General features: G+C 71.2%; 19 protein-coding genes. 5 read left to right on the top strand and 14 right to left on the bottom strand.

What is annotated here, in order from left to right; all coding sequences use genetic code 11:
* Positions 1 to 18 precede the first annotated feature (18 nt).
* From ACYVOM_RS31290 to ACYVOM_RS31240, 11 genes are all read right to left on the bottom strand, one after another.
* Positions 19 to 927, bottom strand: a complete 909-nt coding sequence (locus tag ACYVOM_RS31290) for a sugar phosphate isomerase/epimerase family protein (protein WP_460307160.1) — start codon at positions 925 to 927, stop codon at positions 19 to 21.
* Positions 924 to 2,081, bottom strand: a complete 1,158-nt coding sequence (locus ACYVOM_RS31285) for a dihydrodipicolinate synthase family protein (RefSeq protein ID WP_460307159.1) — start codon at positions 2,079 to 2,081, stop codon at positions 924 to 926. Before ACYVOM_RS31285 ends, ACYVOM_RS31290 begins: the two co-directional genes overlap by 4 nt.
* Positions 2,078 to 3,220, bottom strand: coding sequence for a Gfo/Idh/MocA family protein (locus tag ACYVOM_RS31280; RefSeq protein ID WP_460307158.1), 1,143 nt, complete (start codon positions 3,218 to 3,220; stop codon positions 2,078 to 2,080). Before ACYVOM_RS31280 ends, ACYVOM_RS31285 begins: the two co-directional genes overlap by 4 nt.
* 106 nt (positions 3,221 to 3,326) lie before the next feature.
* Positions 3,327 to 4,337: a LacI family DNA-binding transcriptional regulator gene (locus tag ACYVOM_RS31275; protein ID WP_460307157.1), complete on the bottom strand. Its 1,011-nt coding sequence runs from the start codon at positions 4,335 to 4,337 to the stop codon at positions 3,327 to 3,329.
* 342 nt (positions 4,338 to 4,679) lie between these two features.
* Positions 4,680 to 5,303: a DUF6461 domain-containing protein gene (locus tag ACYVOM_RS31270; RefSeq protein ID WP_460307156.1), complete on the bottom strand. Its 624-nt coding sequence runs from the start codon at positions 5,301 to 5,303 to the stop codon at positions 4,680 to 4,682.
* A gap of 195 nt (positions 5,304 to 5,498) precedes the next feature.
* Entirely contained in the window at positions 5,499 to 8,306 is a 2,808-nt protein-coding gene (locus ACYVOM_RS31265) for a heparinase II/III family protein (protein WP_460307155.1), read from the bottom strand.
* A gap of 162 nt (positions 8,307 to 8,468) precedes the next feature.
* Complete coding sequence (locus tag ACYVOM_RS31260) at positions 8,469 to 9,251, bottom strand: sugar phosphate isomerase/epimerase family protein (RefSeq protein WP_460307154.1); 783 nt, start codon at positions 9,249 to 9,251, stop codon at positions 8,469 to 8,471.
* A gap of 62 nt (positions 9,252 to 9,313) precedes the next feature.
* Complete coding sequence (locus ACYVOM_RS31255; protein ID WP_460307153.1) at positions 9,314 to 10,354, bottom strand: hydroxyacid dehydrogenase; 1,041 nt, start codon at positions 10,352 to 10,354, stop codon at positions 9,314 to 9,316.
* Entirely contained in the window at positions 10,351 to 11,334 is a 984-nt protein-coding gene (locus tag ACYVOM_RS31250) for a carbohydrate ABC transporter permease (RefSeq protein ID WP_460307152.1), read from the bottom strand. Before ACYVOM_RS31250 ends, ACYVOM_RS31255 begins: the two co-directional genes overlap by 4 nt.
* Positions 11,331 to 12,212 (bottom strand): carbohydrate ABC transporter permease, encoded by an 882-nt coding sequence (locus ACYVOM_RS31245; protein ID WP_460307151.1) that lies wholly within the window; start codon positions 12,210 to 12,212, stop codon positions 11,331 to 11,333. Before ACYVOM_RS31245 ends, ACYVOM_RS31250 begins: the two co-directional genes overlap by 4 nt.
* Positions 12,213 to 12,309: 97 nt before the next feature.
* Positions 12,310 to 13,611: an ABC transporter substrate-binding protein gene (locus tag ACYVOM_RS31240; protein WP_460307150.1), complete on the bottom strand. Its 1,302-nt coding sequence runs from the start codon at positions 13,609 to 13,611 to the stop codon at positions 12,310 to 12,312.
* Between the two features lie 144 nt (positions 13,612 to 13,755).
* Between ACYVOM_RS31240 and ACYVOM_RS31235 the strand changes: the two genes are divergently transcribed.
* Positions 13,756 to 14,850: a LacI family DNA-binding transcriptional regulator gene (locus ACYVOM_RS31235; protein ID WP_460307149.1), complete on the top strand. Its 1,095-nt coding sequence runs from the start codon at positions 13,756 to 13,758 to the stop codon at positions 14,848 to 14,850.
* 77 nt (positions 14,851 to 14,927) lie between these two features.
* Here the strand turns inward: ACYVOM_RS31235 and ACYVOM_RS31230 are convergent, their stop codons facing one another.
* Positions 14,928 to 15,569 carry a hypothetical protein gene (locus tag ACYVOM_RS31230; protein WP_460307148.1) on the bottom strand — a complete coding sequence of 214 codons (642 nt, stop codon included), beginning with the start codon at positions 15,567 to 15,569 and terminating at the stop codon, positions 14,928 to 14,930.
* A gap of 207 nt (positions 15,570 to 15,776) precedes the next feature.
* On the opposite strand from ACYVOM_RS31230, the gene ACYVOM_RS31225 reads away from it, so the two are divergent.
* Together ACYVOM_RS31225 and ACYVOM_RS31220 are read left to right on the top strand one after the other, a co-directional pair.
* Positions 15,777 to 16,283 (top strand): DNA-directed RNA polymerase subunit alpha C-terminal domain-containing protein, encoded by a 507-nt coding sequence (locus tag ACYVOM_RS31225; RefSeq protein ID WP_460307147.1) that lies wholly within the window; start codon positions 15,777 to 15,779, stop codon positions 16,281 to 16,283.
* A gap of 1,146 nt (positions 16,284 to 17,429) precedes the next feature.
* Positions 17,430 to 18,647, top strand: a complete 1,218-nt coding sequence (locus tag ACYVOM_RS31220) for an esterase/lipase family protein (protein WP_460307146.1) — start codon at positions 17,430 to 17,432, stop codon at positions 18,645 to 18,647.
* A gap of 60 nt (positions 18,648 to 18,707) precedes the next feature.
* On the opposite strand, the gene ACYVOM_RS31215 is transcribed toward ACYVOM_RS31220, so the two are convergent.
* Complete coding sequence (locus ACYVOM_RS31215) at positions 18,708 to 19,061, bottom strand: hypothetical protein (RefSeq protein WP_460307145.1); 354 nt, start codon at positions 19,059 to 19,061, stop codon at positions 18,708 to 18,710.
* Positions 19,062 to 19,308: 247 nt separating this feature from the next.
* Here ACYVOM_RS31215 and ACYVOM_RS31210 point away from each other — a divergent pair, with 247 nt between their 5' ends.
* Both ACYVOM_RS31210 and ACYVOM_RS31205 read left to right on the top strand, forming a co-directional pair.
* Complete coding sequence (locus ACYVOM_RS31210) at positions 19,309 to 19,488, top strand: hypothetical protein (RefSeq protein WP_460307144.1); 180 nt, start codon at positions 19,309 to 19,311, stop codon at positions 19,486 to 19,488.
* A gap of 109 nt (positions 19,489 to 19,597) precedes the next feature.
* Entirely contained in the window at positions 19,598 to 20,689 is a 1,092-nt protein-coding gene (locus ACYVOM_RS31205; RefSeq protein WP_460307143.1) for a winged helix DNA-binding domain-containing protein, read from the top strand.
* Between the two features lie 45 nt (positions 20,690 to 20,734).
* On the opposite strand, the gene ACYVOM_RS31200 is transcribed toward ACYVOM_RS31205, so the two are convergent.
* On the bottom strand, positions 20,735 to 21,334 hold the full coding sequence (locus ACYVOM_RS31200) for a TetR/AcrR family transcriptional regulator (RefSeq protein ID WP_460307142.1): 600 nt from the start codon (positions 21,332 to 21,334) through the stop codon (positions 20,735 to 20,737).
* Between the last annotated feature and the right edge of the window lie 316 nt (positions 21,335 to 21,650).

Genomic DNA, 21,650 nt, shown 5'->3' with positions numbered 1-21,650 from the left:
GGGGGAGGGTCGCAGGGATCAGATCACGTGCTCGGCCCAGCGGCGGCGCACCGTCGCGAGGGTCCGGGCGCCGTCGGCGGCCCACACGTCGGCGTTGAAGATCTCGACCTCGATGTCGCCGGTGTAGCCGGCGGCGTCGGTGAGCCCGACGAAGCCCCGCAGGTCGACGTGGCCGTCGCCGAGCATGCCGCGCGAAAGCAGCGCGTCGGGCGGCAGCGGGGTGATCCAGTCCGCCAACTGGACCGAGGCGATCCGCTCCCCCGCGCGGGCGAGCTGCGCGGGCAGCTGCGGATCCCACCAGACGTGGAAGGAGTCGGCGACCACCCCCACGGCGGCGGAGGGGAACCGTTCGGCCAGGTCCAGGGCCTCGCCGAGGGTGGCCAGCACGCCCCGGTCGGCGGTGTAGATCGGATGCATGGGCTCCAGCGCCAGCCGCACGCCCCGCGCCAGGGCGTCGGGGACGAGCAGGCCGAGTGCCTCGGCCATGCGGGCGCGGGCCGCGGGCAGGTCGCGGGAGCCGGGCGGGAGGCCGCCGACGACCAGGACGAGGCATCCTGCGCCGAGTTCGGCGGCCTCGTCGATCGCCCGCCGGTTGTCCTCCAGCGCCCGCCGCCAGGATTCGGGGTCGGGCGAGGTGAGGAAGCCGCCGCGGCACAGCGAGGAGACGCGCAGCCCGGCGTCGGCGACGAGCTTCGCGCTCGCCTTCACCCCGTACTCCTGGACGGGTTCGCGCCACAGGCCGATCGCCTCGACTCCCGCGGCGACGCATCCGGCGACGGCCTCCTGGACGCCCCACCGCTCGGTCGTCTTCTGGTTCAGTGACAGCCTGCGCAGCCGCGGGTCGCCCGGCTCCGGAGTGGGCACGGCCGCCGGGCGGCCGGACGGGACGTCGAGTTCGGGCAGGGCGGAGTTCACGCTGTGGGTCATCGGGCGAGTCCTGCGGTTTCGAGCAGCGACCGCATGCGGGCCGCGGCGAGGTCGGGGTCGGGCAGCAGCCCCGCGGTGTCCGCGAGCCGGAACGTCTCGGCGAGGTGCAGGGCGCTGCGGCCCGATTGCAGGCCGCCGACCATGACGAAGGCGGGCTGCAGGCCGGCGAGCCACGCCAGGAAGGCGATGCCGGTCTTGTAGTACGGGGTGGGGGCCGCGAAGACATGCCGGGACAGCGGCACGGTGGGGGCGAGCAGGGCGTCGTAGGCGGCCAGGTCGCCCTGGTCGAGCGCCCGCAGTGCGCGGGCCGCGACCGGGGCGATGCCCGCGAAGATGCCGAGCAGCGCGTCGGAGTGGCCGGACTCGTCGCCCCGGATCAGCTCGGGATAGTGGAAGTCGTCGCCGGTGTAGAGGCGGACGCCTTCGGGCAGGGAGCGCCGCAGCGCGATCTCGTGGCCCGCGTCCAGCAGGGACACCTTGACGCCGTCGACCTTGCCGGTGGTCTCCTTGATGAGGTCCAGGAACGTCGCGGTCGCGGCGCCGATGTCAGCCGAGCCCCAGTAGCCGCGCAGCGCCGGGTCGAACGCCTCCCCTAGCCAGTGCAGGATCACCTTGCCGCCGCACTGGCCGATCACCCGCCGGTACACCTCCAGGTAGTCGTCCGCGGTCCTGGCGGTGGCCGCCAGCGCGCGGCTGGCCATGAGGATCACGCCCGCGCCGGCGTCCTCGGCGACGGCGAGCTGCTCCAGGTAGGCCTCGGCGATCCGGTCGAGGCCGTGATGTCCGGCCGGGAGGTGGTCGGTGCCGACGCCGACCGCGACCGTGCCCCCGCACGCGCGGGCCTCGGCGGCGCTGCGGCCGATCAGCTCGGCCGTCGCGGCCCAGTCCAGGCCCATGCCGCGCTGCGCGGTGTCCATCGCGTCGGCGACGCCGAAGCCCTGCGCCCACAGGTGGCGGCGGAAGCCCAGGGTGGTCTCCCAGTCGACGGCGGCCGGCGCGCCCGGCACGTTGTTCCCGAGCGGGTCGGCCACCACGTGCGCGGCGGCGTAAACGACGCGGGACTTCGGCGGTCCCGGCGGCGGCGTCCAGTCGGCCGGGGCGCCGAGGGTGTGGACGGAGCCGCCGTGCTCGTCCGGCAGCCAGAGCGAGGTCACAGCTCCACCGCCGGGATCTTCACGCGGCGGCCCTCGGCCGACGACAGCAGCCCGAGCTCGGCGAGCTGGATGCCGCGGACCCCGGACAGGAAGTCGTACGGGTGCGGCGCGTCCTCGGCCACGTGCCGGACGAACTGCTCCCACTGCGCCTTGAAGCCGTTGTCCAGGTCGGCGTTGTCGGGCACCTCCAACCACTGGTCGCGGAACGGCTCGGTCACCGGCAGGTCGGGGTTCCACACCGGCATCGGCGTGTTCACCCGGTGCTGCACCCGGCAACCGCGCAGGCCCGCGACGGCGCTGCCCTCGGTGCCGTCCACCTGGAACTCCACCAGCTCGTCCCGGTAGACCCGCACCGCCCACGAGGAGTTGAGCTGGGCGATGATCCCGCCGTCCAGCTCGAAAATGCCGTAGGCGGCGTCGTCGGCGGTCGCCTCGTAGCGCTCGCCCCGCTCGTCGACCCGGGTGGGGATGTGCGTGGCGACCTTGGCCGTCACCGCCCGGACGCCGCCGAACAGGTTCTCCAGCACGTAGTTCCAGTGGCAGAACATGTCGACGGTGATGCCGCCGCCGTCCTCCTTGCGGTAGTTCCAGCTGGGCCGCTGCGCCCTCTGCCAGTCTCCTTCGAACACCCAGTAGCCGAACTCGCCGTGCACCGACAGCACCCGGCCGAAGAATCCGGAGTCGAGGAGGCGCTTGAGCTTCACCAGGCCCGGCAGGTAGAGCTTGTCGTGCACCACGCCGTTGCGGACGCCGGCCTCGGCGGCGGCCCTGGCCAGCTTCAGCGCGCCCTCCACCGACTCGGCGGTCGGCTTCTCGGTGTAGACGTCCCAGCCCGCGGCGATCGCGGCGAGGATCGCCTTCTCCCGCGTCTGGGTGACCTGGGCGTCGAAGTAGATGCCGGTGCCGTCCGCCAGCGCGGACTCCAGGTCGGTGGTATAGCGCCGCAGCCCGTGCCGGTCGGCGATCTCCTTCAGCCTCGCCTCGCTGCGCCCGACGAGGATCGGGTCGAGCATCACGCGGGACCCGTCGGCGAGCAGGACGCCGCCCTGCTCGCGGATCGCCAGGACCGACCGCACCAGATGCTGGCGGTAGCCCATCCGCCCCGTCACGCCGTTCATGATCACGTTGATCGTTCGCATGGGAACCCCTCTTGGAAATCGATTTCCAAGAGGCTAAGTTCTGAGCGGACGGCGCGTCAAGCCGGTCGCCGGCGGAACGGGAAGGGGAACGGCGGCGCGGGTGCGCTCAGGAGGCGGGCGGAGCGGTGCTGTCGCGCAGCACGACCTCGCCGGGCACGGTGAGCAGGGTCGGCCCTCGGCCGGACCGGCCGGCGAGCGCGAGTTCCAGGACCCGCTCGCCCATGTACTCCAAGGGCAGGCGCACCGTCGTGAGCGAGGGCACCTGGTCGCGGACGGCCGGGATGTCGTCGAAGCCCGCGACGGAGACCCGGTCCGGCACCGGCACGCCGCGCTCGCGCAGGGCCGTCAGGGCGCCGATCGCCATCACGTCGTTGACCGCGAACACGCAGGTGGGCAGCCTGTCCTCGGCGACCAGACGGGCCGCCGCGGCGTGGCCGCCGTCACGGGTGAAGTCGGAGTAGAGGACGTCGGCGGTCAGGCCCGCCTCCTTCAGCGGGGCGAGGAAACCCGCCATGCGCTCGTTCGCGGTGACGAGCGTCCGCTGCCCGGCCAGCACGGCGAAGCTCCGGTGGCCAAGGCGCAGCATCTCCTCGGCCAGCAGGCGCGCCCCGCCCCGGTTGTCGGGCAGCACCGCGTCCGCGTTCAGCCGGTCCTGTCCGATGATCGCGATCCGCCCGCCGGCCGCCTGCACCTGCCCCACCTCGGCGGCCAGGCGCTCGTTGAGCTTCCGGGAGGCCACCCGGCTGCCGGCCAGCACGATCGCCCGCACCCGCTGCCCGCGCAGCGCGGCGACGAAGTCGATCTCCCGCTCCGGATCCCGGAACGTGCTGCCGAGGAACACCAGCAGCCCGCGTTCGCCGGCCAGCCGCATCACGCCTGAGGCGATCGCGGCGAAGTACGGATCGGCGACGTCGTGGACGATGAGGCCCACCAGGTCGGACTCCGACCTCGACAGCGCCCGGGCGTGCGGATTGGGCGCGTAGCCCAGCTCCCGCGCGGCCGCCTCGACCCGCAGCCGCAGCTCCTCGCGGACCCGCCTGCCGCTCTCGTTGTTCAGCACCCGCGACGCCGTCGCCGCCGAGACCCCGGCCAGCGCCGCCACGTCCTGCAGCCGCACGACCCGCTCCTCGGCCACGGCCCCGCCCCCTGTCCACCGCCCGGCCCCACCCGGCGCCCGTTGACCGGCCCCGGACCTGAATCCTATGCTGCGGAAATCGCTTTCCAAATCGAGTCTCACATACCTCCCGTTGCACGCGGGACGCACGTCGGCCGTTCCGGTGGTTCAGGAGGAGATCGGGGGGAGGCGGCGGGAGGGCGAGTCGTTCAACGCGTCGGGTCGGACGCCGGGCGCTCCGATGCCCCCCTCCGGAGCGTGCTCGCTCAGACGGTGGCGTGCGGCGGCCAGCGAACCCCGCAGACGTCTTCGCCGGTCTCGACGGAGGGGAACGATCCTCCTGCCTTAGGCGATGGTGACCATGCCGGCGGTGTAGACGGCGTCGGTGAGGAGGTCGGCGGTGAGCCGGATCCCGGTGAGTTCTTCGGCGAGGGCGATCATGCCCGGGATGCCGAGAGCGACGGCGCCGTCAGCGGAAGGGTCGCTCAGGTCGTAGCCGACGGCGGCCATCTCGGTGAGCAGTTCGTCGGGCGTCGTGCCGGAACGCTGGTAGGGCGACTCGAATTGGGTGCGCATTGCGCCGTCTTCCCACCAGGTGAAGAGCTGCATGCCTTTGATGTTGAGGAAGTGGGAGACGATCCGGGTTCCTTGCGATGCCGCCTCCATGAACCGGCCGTCGGTGCCGGTGTAGCCGTTGATCTCCAAGGCGAGCGTCCACGGCCCGTCCGGCCCGTCGACCCGCGCGGCGCCCACGACCTGGTGATCGTCGCACCAGTCGTGCTCCTCGAGAACGTCGTTGTCCCTTGCGGCGAAGGCCCCCAGTCCCTCGCACGCTCCCAGCACCTTCGCGTCGAGCCTCGCCAGGAACTCCCGGGGGCCGAGCCCCTTGACCAGCGAGAGACAGTACTCATCGAGAAGACCGCGCCGAAAGGAACGGAACCACGAATGGTCGGCGACCGAAGCACTCATGATCGCGATGCTCGCACGGACCACGGACATTTCGGCCGACGAGCTCTTCACAAGCGCGGCGCTGGACCAGGCGCGGTCCCTGGCCGTGCCACGGTGCCGCCGGGGGCCGGGCGGAGGGCCCGGCCCCCGGCTGAGGGACCGGCTGCGGTGGGGCCGGTGCTCGGGTGACGCGTGGCGGGTAGAGGAGCGGGGCCGCTAGAGGGCGGCGATCGTTACGAGGTCGCCGTTGCGCTTGATGGGGACGCGCTGGCCGGCGACGGTGGCCTCGCGGGCCCAGGGCGCCGCCAGGTGCAGGGGCAGGCCGCCGGGCTTCGCGGCGGGGCCGGTCACCTCGATCGTCTTGTCACCCTGGTGCAGCCGCACGGCCAGCGTCGACGACAGGGCCTGGCCGGCGGCCAGCAGGGTCTTCCCGCGCTTCCTGAGCGCGGTTCCGCCGGTGAGGAGGATGCGCTGGGCGCCGTCGTGGTGGTCGACGTAGAGCAGCGATCCGTTGAAGCGGTACGAGTCGACCCGGCGGGTGATCCCGTCGTCCGGTCCGCGGAAGTAGTAACCCTCCAGGCGGCCCTTCGAGGCGGTCAGGCGCAGGACGCGCCCGCCGTCAGGGGCATCCTCGCGGCGCACGGTCGCCTCGGCGTCGCTGCCCGGCGGCACCGGCAGGAGGAGCGTGTCCAGGTTCACCGTGCCGGAGGCCTTCAGGGAGTACGAGACGTACTGGGCGGGGGTCACCTGGTAGGTGACGACCGAGTAGTAGCCGTCCCGGAGCGCCGGGGTCACCGCGGCCGGTTCGGCCGGGATGATGGCCAGCTGGGTGCCCGTGGCGAACCCCGTCCGGGCGACCGCTCCGTCGAGGACCGGGGCGGCGTCGGGGAGCAGGTGCCAGTTCTGCTCGTAGGCGTGCTCCCCGGCATCGGCCGGGGTGAGGGTGTCGGAGACCAGCCAGCCCACGTCGTGGAGGAACAGCACGGTGCGCCCGTGCCGGACACCGGGGGTCGCGTCGGTGTAGCCGTCCGCGAGATCGACCCACGGCATCGAGAGGTTGCCGACGGCTCCGGCGGCATTGGGGTTCTGCGCGGTTCCGTCGATGGTGATGGTGTTGTTGGCCTGGGTGGCCGTGCGAAGCCAGGCGGCGATGGGATCGACGGCATAGGAGTAGGTGCCCATCGCCGGAAGCAGCGGCCGGTCGTGGGCGTAGACCTGGACCGCCAGTTCGTCGGGGTGGCCGTGGTTGCCCCGGTCGGCGCCGATGCGCAGGTACCAGTCCTGCTCGGCCCAGCCGGTGCGCTGCACGGCGACGCGGGTGTCGGGATAGGCGACCGACGTGTGGTCGGGGGCGGTGCCGCTCTTGCCGCTGGTGGCCACGTGGCGCAGCCGCTCGTCCTTGAGCAGGTCCGCCAGCAGGGTCAGCGCGGGCCGCTGGTCGGTGTAGCCGGAGTCGCCGTAGGCGGGGTCGTAGCCGTTGGGATAGGTCTGGTCGGCCAGGAACCAGGACAGGTTCGTGAGCGGGGCGACCTCGCCGACGGAGTAGCCGTTGGCGACCAGCACGTTCGCGGTGCCGACGAAGGTCGTCGCGACGCCCATGGCATAGCTGGAGGACGCCTCGGTGTAACCGCCGTCGGGGTACAGCGAGCCGCCCAGCTGCTGGACCAGGAACACCTGCGCGCCGGCGCGCCAATCGGCCGCCGCGGCGAACTCGGGGAAGCACGCGCCGAGGTAGACCAGCGCGCTCTTGATGGTGATCATCCAGTTGGGCGTGGCGGAGGTCGTGGTCGTGAAGTACAGCCCGGCGGCGTGGATCGCCTTGAGGATCGAGGTGTTGGCGTCGGCCGTCAGCGACGGGCTCGTGCGCAGGATCTCGTAGGCGTAGGTCCAGTTCTGGAAGCGCCAGGCCGCGTCGAGGTTGCGGGGGAAGCTCGCGGCGTTGACCGACGCGCCGGCGCCGTTGGCGTCGGCGATGAAGTCGGTCATCAGGCCGATGAGCCCCGCGGCGATCTTCTCGTCCTTCTCGGCGCGGTAGGCGTCGGCGATCGGGCCGGCGAAGTAGAAGCGGGGCAGCTGGTAGGCGAACTCGTTGTCGACGTTGGCGCCCGTGGGCTTCTTCCAGGTGAAGCCGTTCGGGTCGGCCTGCCAGGAGAAGGTGTTCTGGACCGTGTTGTTCCAGCACTGGGTCTTCTCGTCGAAGGTCACCTGGACCTGGTACAGCATGATCTTCTGCGCGCCGGCGCTGGTGCGGCCGGTCAGGCTGAGCGTCGCGGACTCCGGCGCGGTCACGCCCGCCAGGTCGAACCACAGGTAGGCCTTGCGCGTGTTCGCGGCGAACGCCCCCGCGCCCTCGTCGTGGACCTGGAGGGTCTCGGCGGCGCCGAACGAGGTGGCCGCGTCGGCGCCCGCGGCGATGTAGTTGCTCTGGCTCGCCGCGATGGTGCGGACGGTGCCGTCGGCGTAGGTCAGCGTCAACTCCGGCGCGCCGTCGGCGGCGTGCCTGCTCGCGAACTCCGCGGTGCCGGCCTCCTTGTTGCGCGCCATGAGCATGAATCCGACGCCGCCGGAGGCGACCGCGGACCGCACCGCACCGCTGACGTCGGAGTTCACCTCGGCCCGGTCCGCGCCCACCGTGAGGGTGGTCTGGTAGATCTCGCCCTTGCCCAGGGTCCAGATGTGGTCGAGGAACAGCGGCACCAGCCCCGGGCTGAACACGCCGTTGTAGGCCCAGGCCGGAGGGGTGCGCTGCGGACGGGTGCGCATGTACTGCAGCAGCGCCGCGCGCGCCGCCGCGTAGTCGCCGGAGCGAGCGGCGGCGGCGACGTCCGCCAGGCCGGTGTTCGCCGCGTAGTCGAACGCCGGGAGGGTGCTCCAGGCGCCGGTCGTGGCGTTCCACGCGCCGAAGAAGGCGGCGTCGGAGACATCGGTCGTGGCCGCCGCGGCGGGGCCGCTCGGGAGGCCGACGAGCAGGGGGACCGAGCTGATCAGGGCTGCTTGGAGAACGGTTCGGCGGGTGAATGACATGGCTGTCTCCAGGACTGTGGTGATGCCGGGGGGTCGGTGGGGACGCGATCGTCCGCCTGGTGATGGCGTGCTGGGAGGTGCGCCCTTGCGGAGATAATCCGATATCGAATGAACTCCGTCAAGCGTTAATACGGAAACTGGCGTTAGATGATATCGATTCATCTACGCGTGGACGAGAGCGGCCAGGAACGCCGCTCCTCGGCCGAGCAGGGGGGGAAGGGGCGCGGCGTCCGGGTACCAGGGCGCCTCGTACTCCCAGGCCACCCAGGACCGGTCCGGGAGCAGGCGCACGCACTCTTCCAGCGGGAGCACCCCCTCCCCCAGGCCGAGGGGCGTCAGGTCCCGGAGACCGATGACGTCCTTGACCTGGAGGTAGCCGAGATGCGGGGCGAGCGCCGCGTACGACGAGTCAGGTTTCTCCTCGGCCCGGTAGGTGTGCAGCGCGTCCCACAGCGCGCCGACCCACGGATGCCCCACCGAGGCGAGCACGCGGGCCACGTCCTGCCCGCGCGGGTGCGAGTCGTGCGTCTCCAGGAGGATCCGGACCCCCAGCGCCTGCGCCTCGTCGGCGACGGCCCCCAGACGGCGCACGGACCGCGCGTCGGCGTCCGCCCGCGGCCCGTCGCCGCCCTGGGGAAAGACCCGCAGGTGCAGCGCGCAGAGGTCGGCGGCCAGCCTGAGTTCGTCGCGCAGGCCCGCGATGACCGGGCCGTCCGGTCCGGGCGCGGCGACGCCGGTGTACCCGGCGAGCGTGAGCGGGACGATCCCGCCGGAGGCGAAGGCCCGGACGGCGGCCCGGCGTTCCTCGGCGGTCATGCCCAGGTTGACGGTCTCCCCCGGGGCACAGCGCAGTTCGAGGCCTTCCCAGCCGTGTTCGCGGGCGAGATCGAGTGCTCGGGTCAGCGGCATGCCGGGCAGGCCGAGCGTGGACAGGGCGAGACGCATGGGCGATCTTCTCTTTCGGGGACACGTCACTCGGTCGGATCGGCGTCCTTTCCGGCGGCCGTTCAGGCCGACCTGGTCAGCTGGCCCGGCTGGACGGGGTGGGCGAAGGGCACGCCCGACGCGAGGCGGGCGAGTTCGTCGAGGGAGTGCTCGGCCAGGCGCTCGAGTTCGTTTCCCAGGGAGCCGGCGATGTGCGGGGTCAGCAGGACGCCGGGCAGGTCGTACAGGGCGGACTCGGGGGGCAGGGGTTCCGGGCTGGACACGTCGAGGACGGCGTGGATGCGGCCGGAGGCGAGTTCCGCGGTGAGCGCGCCGGTGTCGACGAGGGCGCCCCGCGCGGTGTTGATCAGGGTGGCTCCGTCGCGGAGCAGTCCCAGGCGCCTGCGGTCGATCATGTGGTGGGTCTCGGGCAGATCGGGGGCGTGCAGCGACACGGTGTCGGACGCGGCCACCAGGGTGTCGAGGTCGGTCAGGGTGGCACCGAGTGACTTGGCCTGGGCGCCGTCCAGGTAGGGATCGGCGACGAGCACCTCGAAGTCGAAGGGGCGCAGGAGGTCCAGCACCCGGCGGCCGATGCGCGAGGCGCCGACGATCCCGACGGTCCGGCCGTAGTTGCCGACGCTCGGGAAGTGCTCGGTCCACGGCAGGAAGGCGCGCTGCCGCCGGTAGAGGGCGTCCAGTTGCCACACCCGCTTGTGGGCGAAGAGGATCGCGGCCAGCGTGAACTCGGCGACCGGGACGGCGTTGGCCGCGGCCGCCGACGAGACCGCGATGCCCCGCTCCCAGCAGGCGTCGGTGATGTGGTGCTTGACCGAGCCCGCGGTGTGGATGACCGCGCGCAGCCGGGGAGCCCGCTCCAGCACGTCGTACTCGAGCGGCGGACACCCCCATCCCGTGATCAGCACGTCCACGGACGCGAGATCGGGCGCGTCGGCGAAGTCCTCGATGACCTCGTCGGGATCGATGTCCGCGAGCCGGGTGAGACGGTGTGCCGCGGCGGGAGGGAAAAGGGACTCTTTGACGGATCGGCTCATGGCGAGCTTCGCCCGGATCGGTCGTCCGGTGGTGGTCGGCATCGTGTTCTTCTCCAGGTGCGCGCTCATTTGCCGGCTCCGGCCGTCATGCCCGAGCGCCAGAATCGCTGGACCGCCAGGAAGAGCACGATGAGCGGGACGATCGCCACCAGTGATCCGGTGATGGCGAGCAGGTAGTCGTCGGGATTCCCCTGGCTCAGCGCGTTCGAGTTCCAGGTGTAGAGGCCGAGGTTGACGGGATAGAGGCGGTCGTCCGACAGCATCACCAGCGGGAGGAAGAAGTTGTTCCAGATCGCGGTGAACTGGAAGAGCCCGATGGTGACGACCCCGGGCCGCATCATGGGCAGCGCGACCGACCAGAAGGACCTCAGTTCGCCGGCGCCGTCCACCCGCGTCGCCTCGACGACCTCGTCGGGGATGTAGGAGGCGCTGAAGATGCGCGCCAGGTACACGCCGAAGGGGAAGACCAGTCCCGGCACGAACACGCCCAGGAATCCGTTGACCAGGCCGACGTTGGACGCGAGCAGGTAGGTCGGCAGGACCAGGGCGGCCGAGGGGATCATCACGCCCACCAGGACCAGGCCGTAGAGCGCCTCCTTGCCGCGGAACGCGAACTTGTCGAAGGCGTAGCCCGCCATCGCGCAGACGAATGCGGCCAGCACCGCTCCCCCGCCCGCGTACAGAAGCGTGTTCCACAGCCACCGGAGGTAGATGCCGCCGTCCGCGCTGAACAGGTGGTGCAGGTTGTCCGGCAGGTTGAAGTGCCGGCCGGGGGCGAACCCGTTCGTCCCGAACAGGTCGGTCAGGTTCTTGGTCGACGCCATCAGGAGCCAGAGCGGGGGCAGGACGGTGTAGCAGACGACGATCAGCAGGATCAGGTTGACGCCGACCCGTGACAGCGAGGCGGGAGTGCGCTGCCCTCTCCGCCGCGGCCGACCCGGTGCGGTGGCCGTACGGGGCGGCGGGCCGGAGGTGTGCCGTTCGGCCGGACGCGTGCCGGATCCGGCCGCCGAGGGGGCTGCCTGCGTACGCCGGAGGGTCTTGATCATGGCTGGCTCCGTCGGTCGGTGAGGCGCATGACGGCGAAGGACAGCACGGCCGCGATGGCCGCGATCAGGAGTGACGCGGCGGCGGCGAGGCCGTAGTCGTTGCGGCTGAACGCCGCGTCCTGGGTGTAGAGGTTCGGGGTCCAGGCGTTGGTGATCGAGGTGGAGGCCTGCGCGAGGATCTTCGGCTCGTTGAACAGCTGGATGCCCCCGATGATCGTGAAGAGGGCGGCCATGGTGACGGCGGGCCGGATCAGCGGCGCCTTGATCCGCAGGGCGATCTGCAGCCGGTTGGCGCCGTCCATGGTGGACGCCTCGATCACCTCGCGCGGGATCGCCTGCAGCGCGGCGTAGAAGATGACGACGTTGTATCCCATCCACTGCCACATCCCGATGTTGACCACCGACAGCAGCGGATGTGTGCTCGCCACGCTCGCACCGCCCTGCCCCTGCCCGAACCAGTCGGTCACCGGGCTGAGCCCCGGGGTGTAGAGGTAGAGCCAGATGAGGGCCGCGATCAGCCCGGGGACCGCGTGCGGGATGAACAAGGTCGTCTGGGTGAACCGCCGGGCCACGGCCAGCCCGGAGTCCAGGAGCAGCGCGACGGCCAGCGCACTGCCGATCATGACGGGGACGTAGACGGCCACATACGCGGCGATGGTGATGAACCCGTCCTGGAACGTGGCGTCGGTCGCCGCCTTGACGTAGTTGCCCAGGCCGGCGAACTCGCGCTGCGCGCCGCCGAGACCCAGGCCCGACGAGCGCTCGGTGAACAGGCTCAACCATGCCGCGTAGCACAGCGGCACGATGGTGACGATGAAGAAGAGGATGAGGAACGGCGCGAGGAACAGGCCGGCGCTGCGCCCTTGGCGCCGTGTCATGGAGGTCACCATGATCGACTCCTGTGCTGGTCTGCGGGCCGGCATGCGGGCGGAGCCGATGGCCCCGCCTGCGGACATGCCGGCCCTGGCGGATGGATCACTTGGCGACGGTCAGTCCCCGGTCCTGCAGCGCCTGCACCGTGGCGTCCTGGACCTGGGAGAAGATGTCGGTGAGCTGGGCCGAACCGTCCGCGGCCTTGCCGAGCCGGTCGTTGAAGGCCGATTCCGTGGTGGCCATGGCCGGGCCCCATCTCCAGCCGGGCACGGCGGAGTCGTAGGAGTCCGTGAGGACCGCGTAGATGTCCTGCCCGCCGAAGTACTCGGTGGTGAAGCCCTTCTTGGCGACGGGTACGAGGGCGGGGGACGCCGGATACATGCTGGAGACGCCGGTCCCGAACCACGCCGCGATGCCCTCAGGGTCGGTGGTGATCCACTTGATGAACTCCAGCGCGGCCGCGGAGTTCTTCGCCCCCTTGGGAACGATGAAGGACGATCCGCCCCACATGGCCGAGGCGCTCTCGCCGTCCCAGCTCGGCAGCTCCGCGACGGCCCAGTCGCCGCTCTGGTCCGGCACCGTCGCCTTCAGGTTGCCGGCGCACCAGGACGCGCAGAAGTACCCGACGAGGTCGCTGCTCTGGACGTCCTGCCAGAACTGGTCGGTGTAGTCGGGGAAGGGGGTGACCAGGTCGTTCTTCAGCAGGTCCTGCCAGTAGGCGGCGACCTTCAGGGACGGCTCGTCGGCGATGTCGACGGCCCAGGAGTCGCCCTCGGTGCCGAACCACTTGGCGCCGGCCTGCCAGGACAGCGCGCTGAGCAGGTTGTAGTTGCCGGTGAGGTAGGCGCCGGCCCTCTTGTCGCCGTCGACCGACTTCACCTTCTCCGCGAGCGCCTTGTAGTCGGCCCAGGTCTTGGGGACGGACAGGCCGTGCTCGTCGAAGAAGTCCTTGCGGTAGAAGTACAGCATCGCGGACGCGTCGCGCGGCACGCCCCAGGTCTTGCCGCCGAGCGTCACGAGTTCCTGGATCGCTCCGGGGAACGTCTTCTGCACCACCGGCCCCACCTCGCCGGTCAGGTCGGTGGCGCCGCCGAGGCTGACGATCTCGGGAAGCCGGGTGTACTCCGCCACCGCGGCGTCGGGTACCTGGCCGGACTTCATGGCGTTCGACAGCTTGGTGTAGTAGTCCGGGCCGCCGGCCTGGTTCACGAAGTTCACCTTGATGCCGGGGTGCGACTCGTTGAACGCGGCGGCGACCGCGTCGGAGCCCCTCAGGAAGGACCAGAAGGTGACCTGCCCCTCGCCGGGCTTGGCGTCGGCCTCCTGGCCGGCCGAGGAGCAGGCGCTGACCAGCGACAAGGCGGTGACCGCGGCGAGCGCGGCCAAGGGCTTCCATCGGAACATGTTCACTCCCATCGAGTTGGTGCGACATGACTATTTGATATCGAATGGACCCCTGTCAAGGGTCCTTCTTGTATCGCTGGCGTAAACTCCGGCGAAGCGATATCGTTTACCGACAGGCCGACAACGAGAGGGGACCACGTCGTCATGCTTGCGGACGACAGGCATCAGGCGATCATCAAGACGGTCAGGGCACGAGGGTCGATCACGGTCCGTGACCTCGCCGACGAGATAGGGGTCGCGGTCGTCACGGTGCGCAACGACGTGCGCGAGCTGGCGCGGCGCGGCACGCTGCTGCGCGTGCACGGCGGGGTCATGTGGCCTTCCGCGCAATCTGGGTCCGACCAGGCGGTCGAGCACGAGCGTCCGCCGGCCGGGCGGGACGCGCCGGGGCGCTCACCGAAGGAGGCCGCCGAGGGCTACAGCCTGGGCATGGTGGTCCCGCACTCGTCGTACTACTACCCGGAGGTCGTCAACGGCGCGCGGGCCGCCGCGGAGGCGCTCGGCGTGAGACTGACCCTGGGCGTGTCCCGCAACGCCTTCACCGAGGAGCACGCCCTGGTCGCCCAGATGGTGCAGGCGGGCGTCGACGGGCTGCTCCTGACGACGGCCGAGGATCCCCGCACCTCGCCCGCCACCGAGGAATGGCTGAGGGAACTCCCGGTCCCCGTCGTCCTCGTCGAGCGCCGGATCGGACTCGACACCGGCCCGGTCGAGCACGTGGCCACCGACCACGAGTGGGGGGCCTACCTCGCCGTGCGCCATCTGGCCGACCAGGGGCGCAGCCGCATCGCGCTGCTGCAGTTCGACACCCTGACCGCGCCCATGCTGCAGATCGGCCACCAGCAGGCCCTGACCGCCCTGGGGCTGCGGCCCTGCCCTCCCGAGGTCCCGTGCACGCTCATCGAGGACGACCCGGCGGATCTGGACGACAAGTGCGAGCGGCTCGTGCGCGCCGTGAAGGCGGGCCAGGTCGACGCGGTCCTGATCCACAACGACTCGATCGCCCTCCCCCTGGTGAACCGGCTGCAGGCCGCCGGCATCGAGATCCCGGACGACCTGGCCATCGTCACCTACGACGACGAACTGGCCCCGCTCGTCACGCCCCCCCTCACCGGCGTGGCCCCGCCCCGCCGCGCCGTCGGCGCCGAAGCCGTCGAACTGCTCGTCAGAAGACTCCAGGACCCCGACCGGCCCACCCACCACCTCATGCTGCGCCCCGAACTCAACATCCGCACCTGACCCCCTGCCCCTACACAGATGACTCAAGTGCCCCGGCGGGCGGCGCGGCGGGAACGGCGCCGGGCGCTGGTGGGGGCTCAGTACCACCGGCTGAGGGCGGCGACGCCCTGGCCGTTCGCCGCGGCATACCGCATCACCCGCAGCGGACCGCTGAGCAGGCCTTCGCCGTCGAACTCCGGCGCGTCACCCACCTCTTCCATCCATACACGCATTCGATGGACGGCCTCGGCGCGCCGGCCGTCCGAGAGATCGAAGGCGCTCTCGATCCGTCGCAGGCCATCGTTCACGTCGCCGCCGCGGAGCAGGAAGTTCCCGAACGTACCGGGAACCAGGGCCATGCGAGCAGCCTCGAGCGCGTAGCAGAGGGCGGCCACGGGCGACGCCTTGCGGGCCGACGCCACGAACACGGCACCGTCCTCGCTGGAGCTCATCAGTTTCAAGCAGTCGTCCCACACCGATGCCGATTCCTCGCTCCCGGGGTCCGCGAGGTCGACCAGCGTCATGAGCCGAGATGCCGCCTCGGTGTCACGCTCCCACGGCCTGCCCGGAACCGCTCCGAAGAACTCCTCGCCGTCGCCGCCGCGGTTCCACCACGCGGCCAGGTCGGCGAAGGACGCCGAACTCGGCTCATGCTCCTGCGCGGCGGAGAGCCGGATCGAGAGATCCGTCGCATCGGGCTCGGGGATCGCGCCGATGATCCACATGCCCGTGACACTCATCAGGACCCCCTCCACGGGACCGTCCGGCCGGCCGGCGCCGCCCGAGACACGCGTGATCGCGATCCTTGCACGGAGTGCACCTGCCCGCGCCCGGAAACCGGGTCGTCCTGACGCGGGTGGCCGGGTGACGGGCCGCGGGTAACCTGGGCCTCCCCTGCCGTCAGGTCCGACAGGCGCCTTCCTCGTGAGGCGCGGGAGGCGGGTGCCGTGGCGCGGGAGCAGGATGAGGGCGCCGAGCGGGCGGAGCGGCCCTGGGCGTCGCCCGGGGAGGTCTCGGTGCGTGAGCTGCCGCTGCCCGCGCGGGTCCGGGACGCCCTTGAGCGGGCCGGACTGGGCCGCGCCGACGCGGCCGACGGGTACGGCGCCGCCGGGCTGATGCTTCAGGCGCCGCTCCTCACCCCGCAGGCCGCGCAGGCGGTGGAGGCGGTCCTCAGCCTCCTCGCCGCGATGGCCGGCGACGACGACCTGATCGCGGAGCAGCACTGCACCCTGGACGGTTCAACGCTCTTCGAGCGCGCGGCGTACCCCATCGAGGAACTCGACCTGCCCGTGCGTCCCTACAACCTGCTCAAGCGGGCGGGCCTGCACACCGTCGGCGACCTCCGGGAGGTGCGCGGCCCACGACTGGCCGAAGCGGTCCCGCTCCTGGATCCGGCGGGCCTCGCCGCGATCGAGAGCGCACTCGTCCGCGTGGACACCGAGCCGGACGAATGACACTCCAGGACCGCCGAGCGTCGCGCCGAAGTCCCTCAACGACTGCGGGCCCGGCGCGTGATCGAAGCCGGGGAGCCGCACTCACGTGCGCTGCCCGATGCGGGGCGTGGTCCAGGCGAATCCCCCGATCGCCTGGACCACGAACCTCGTCGCACCCGTGGGCTCGGCCGTCGAGGTGGCCCGGCCGGGATCTCTGACCGGCGGCTGACGGTGGTGCGGTGGAGTCATCGCTGAACGCTGCCGTTCTGATGGTCCTGGAAGGGACGCTCGCGTGCGACGCTGAAGGCACTGCCCGGCCGGGCCTCGTTGCGGAGGTCCAGGCCCTGGGCAGGCCAGCGCCCGGCCGGGGCTGCGGGGCGCTCCCGGAAGACGTGCTTCCGGCCCGGGGCCCCGGGGGCGCCGAGCCGGAGTACGCAGGGGTCTGCGGCCTTCCGGAGTGGATTTTCCAAAGCGCTGAGCAGGGGGACGGTCTCCGTTCCTGAGGTCTCCGTTCCTGAGGAAGGCGGCGTGCTGATGGGGAGCTATCCACCGATCGCCGAGCACGGGATGGTCGGGGACCTGCAGACCGCGGCGCTGGTGTCCTCGGATGGGGACCGTCGACTGGTGGTGCACGCCGCGCTTCGACTCGCCGAGCGTCTTCGCCTCGCTGGTTGAACCCGCGTAGGTGAGGAGCTTCAACGTGATCGCCGACCGGTTCACCATGTCCAGCCACCGGCCCTTGTAGGTCGACCGGGAGGAGATCCTCGGCCATCTGGAGGGCTACCGGGGATCGGCGCCCGTGCGCGCGTTCGCGGGGCTGTCGAAGCACGTCGACTTGCGGCTCGTGGGCCGGCTGGAGTTCGAGTCGGGCGCGGTGGCACTGCGCTACGCGCCGCGAAAGTAGCCGTCGCGCCCGAACGGGGGCTCCGCGGGCCCGGACCGGACGCGCCTGATCGTCTGCTCCGACGGAACCTGGAACACACCCGACTCGGAGCCGGACCTCTGCCCGCGATGCAATTCCCTGTCAGAGAAGCAACACCAGCCGCACCGGACGACTACAGATAATGACTTAACGATCGCAATAAGTTACAGGCGGTGGCACTGGTCGCCTCGTGAACATCAGTGGGACCAGTGCTCCCGAGCCGGTTCCGACGATCGGGAGGTCCCATGTCCGAACAAGAGCAGCTCGCCCAGGCGATCGGGAGCATCGCCATCGGGAGCGGGGTCAATGCGCCGCGGGAGGAGGAGGTCGAGCCCGTCCCCTTCGACGAGGAGTGGGACGACCTGCCCTTCGGGTTCGCCCGCGTCTACTACGGCAAGGACGACACGCGGATCCGCCGGCCGGTGATCATCGCCGACGGGTTCCAGCTCAAGGAGACCGACCTCGACAAGCTGTACTGGGGCCTCGACGACCCCGTCCCGTTCCTGACCCGGCTGCGCGAGCGCGGCAACACCGTGATCCTGCTCGGATTCCAGGATCGGACCGCCTCGCTGTTCGACAACGCGCAGGCCGCCGAGGAGGCGATCCGGCGCACCCACCTCGCCACCGAGGGCGGCGAGCCGCTGACGGTCGGCGGGTTCAGCATGGGCGGGCTCCTCACCCGCTACGCGCTGACGAAGCTGGACCACGAGCAGGAGCCGCACAACACCAAGGTGTACTTCTCCTACGACAGTCCGCACCGTGGCGGCGTGGTCCCCGTCGGGCTGCAGGCCTTCGCGCACTTCCTCGGCCTGCCTCTCCTCAACCCCCTGCTGCAGATGGTCGACAGCCCGGCGGCGAAGCAGATGCTGTGGCGGCACTACGACCCCGACACCGGAGAGTCCGGCACCGCCCACCCCGACCGCGCCGCCTTCCTGCAGGCCCTGGCGGATCTGGGCGGCTGGCCGAGCACGCCCGACCTGCGCGTCGGCGTCGCCAACGGCACCGCCGACGGCACCGGCATCGCCGTGGACCCCGGAGACCTCGCCCTGCGCTTCACCGGCCCGAGCTTTCCGAACACCACGTTCTTCAACCAGGCCCGGGGACAGGACGTCGTCGCCGAGCTGCACCGGGCCTTCCCGAAGGCCGACAAGATCATCATCACCGAGGGCCTCCCCGAGCTCGACGGCGCCCCCGGCGGCACCCTGAACACCCACCAGATCGTCGCCGCGGCCCTGGCCAAGATCGGCGAAGGCGTCACGCTGAAGGTCCCGGACGTCTGCTTCGTTCCCACCGTCAGCGCCATCGCCCTCCGCGACCTCGACGCCCAGGCCGACCTCTACACCCCCGTCACCCCCGACGACCCCGCCAGCGAACTCGACGCCTTCCTCTGCTCGTCCACCACCACCCCCCACACCGCGGTCACCGAAGAACTCACCGACTGGCTCCTGACCAAGATCACCTGACCGTGCTCCCCGCCCGGGAACCCCTTCCCGGGCGGGCCGCTCGTACCGTGTTGCGGGGGCTCAGCGCAGGAGCGGGGCGATCAGGGATACGGCCTCGCGGATCGCCTGTTCCGGGAGGTTCCCAAAACCCAGGACGAGCCGGGGCGGGGTCGCGGCGCCGCCCGAGCGGTGCGTGCTCCCGCCGTACAGCGCGACGCCCCGCTCGCGGGCGGCGGCGATGACCTCGCCCTCGGACAGGTGCGCGGGCAGGTGCGCGACGGCGTGGAAGCCCGCCGCCAGCCCCGACAGGCGGACCTGCGGGGCGTGCCGGGCGAGTGCGGTGACCAGGGCCTCCCGGCGGGCCGCGTACAGGGTGCGCATCCGCCGCAGATGGCGGTCGTAGCGGCCCGAGGCGAGCAGCGCGGCCAGCGCCACTGGACGCGCAGCGGCCCCGCGCGGTCCAGCCGCACCAGCAGCTCCGGCGCCCGACCGGCCCACTCGACGGCCACGGAATTGGACCTTAGCGAAGGCCGACCCCCGCCTCTATCCCGCATGACCCCACCGCCCCCGGCTCGCCCTGCTGTTCACCACGACGTTCGGAGCGCTCACCGGCTTCTACCTGCTGCTGTCGTCGTGCCGCTCTACGTCGCGAGCGGCGGCGCGAGCCGCGCGGAGGCGCCCGGTGCCGTCCTTCGTCGTCACCCACCGCACCCGCGACGACCTCGCGATGAAAAGCACCTCATTCTGCTTCACCGACGACCCCGCCAAGGCCGTCCGGCGGGCACACGTGGACGAACGTCACCCGAGGTCTCGGCGGGGCCGTGGTGATCGCTTCGAAGCGGATCTCGGCACCGGTGAATAGAGGACGTGTTCCGTCCTCTATTGCGGGGAGAGTGGGGTCGTGACCGGGGAGTAGTGCCCTGGGAGAGGAAAGCGGCCCTCAGGGAAGCAGGGACGCGGGGTGGGGATGCGTGGACGTGTTGGACGGGCGGGCGCTCAATCGGGCCACGCTGGCACGGCAGTTCCTGCTGGGGCGGGCCGAGGCGGGGGTGCGGGAGGCGGTGGGGCATCTGTGCGGGGTGCAGGCGCAGGAGCCGCAGGAGCCTTTCGTCGGGCTGTGGTCGCGGTTGGCGGGCTTCGGGGCCGATGATCTGGACGCGGCGCTGACGGGAAAGGCGGTGGTGCGCACGCACCTGATGCGGCGCACCGTTCATCTCGTCACCGCCGACGACGCGCTGGCCTGGCGGGCCCGCCACGACGCGATGCTGCGCCAGAAGGTGCTCGGTACCTGGCGCGAACTGGCCGGCCTCGATCTCGACGAGGTCGCGGCGGCCGGCCATGCGGTGATGGCCGACGGAACACCCCGCAGCATGGCCGAACTGGTGCGCGAACTCGAAGACCGCTGGCCGGGCCGCCCGCGCCGCGCGCTCGGCGAGCTCCTGGTCGCCGCCCTCATCCCCATGGTCCAGCTGCCGCCCCGCGGCCTGTGGCAGGTGAAAGCGGGCGTGCGCACCATGCCGATGGCCGCCTGGCTCGGACGCGACGTGGAACCGCTCCCCGCCGGGAACACCGACCTGGTCGGACAGCAGCTGGTGCGCCGCTACCTCGCCGCCTACGGTCCCGCCTCCACCGCGGACCTGCGCGCCTGGTGCGGTCTCGCGGGGCTCCCCGCCGCCGTGAAGGCGGTCCGCGGAGAGCTCATCGCCTTCCGCGACGAGCGGGGCCGCGAGCTCCTCGACCTCCCCGGCGCCCCGCGCCCGCACCCCGACACGCCCGCGCCCGTAAGGTTCCTGCCCGCCTTCGACAACGCGATCCTCGGCTACCAGGACCGCAGCCGCATCATCGACCACGCCCACCTGGGCCTGTCCGTCGCCGGCCACCGCGCGGTCCTCGTCGACGGCCGCGTCGCCGCCACCTGGACCACCCGCGACGGAACCCTCGGCATCAGCCCCTTCCGCCCTCTCACCGCCCCGGAACACGAGGCCGTCCGCGCCGAAGCCGGACACCTCGCGGCCTTCCTCGACGACGGCATCACCACCGTGCATCTCGACCCTCCACCGTGACCGTGGCCGGTGCCGACCGCGACGCGGTCGAGTGGGGTCCCTTCCCTAGGTCGACGGCGGAGGGGTGAGCATACGGTCGACGACGATGTGCAGAATGGTTCGGAAGTACTTCCGGGCCTGCGGGTCGTCGGACCGCATCATGCCCTTCTTCGGGGCCAGCAGCCCGGTGCCCAAGAACCCGTTGACGCACCAGATCATGACGCCGAGAAAAGCGTAGGGGCCGAGGTCGGCCGGCACCGCGTCCTTGATCTTCCGGGCGGACATCTGCATCAGGGGCCGCGTGTAGACGTCTTCGATTTCGGGAATTCCCGTGGCGTCGGACGCCCACCGCTGCGCCCAAAGCGCAAGCAATTCGGGATTTTCGAGAAAGACGTCCAGATAGGCGTCCGCGATCTGGTGCGCCGCCACGTACGGGGATTCGGTCTCGTCCACGACCGTCTGGATCCTGGCCCGGTGCTCCTCGTACATGCGCTCCATCATCTGGTGGTAGAGCTCACGCTTGTCACCCCCCAGGGCGACGACCGTGGAGACGGGCACTCCCACCGAGTCCGCGACGAGCTCCAGGGAGGTCATGTCATAGCCGAGCCCGGCGAACAGCCGTGTGGCGACTTCGATGACCTGCTCGCGCGTGACCTCTTCTCCCACGCTCCCACTCTACGAGACGGTCGGGTGATTTCGCCGGGTCATCCTTAACAGAAATGCCAACGATCGGCCTTGAAATCCCATGACCCACCGAGAGCGCAGCCCGAACATGATTTTCCGTGCTCCCGTAGTAGTAAAAGCCGAAGCCGCCATGGGCGGCCATTCTTCTTGCGCACAGGAATACCGCTGATCGCAGATGAACATCCACTCGGGGCGGATCCCATTCGTCCGCAGAACGATATTCATCGGTTATTCGAACTCGACTCGGCGTTCGACGGGCGACCGGGCGATTGATCGCGTCCATCGGTGATGCCGGCGG

It is taken from the genome of Actinocorallia aurea, assembly GCF_054783995.1.
Note: the sequence above shows the minus strand (reverse complement) of the source record. Positions and strands in the feature narration are given on the sequence as shown.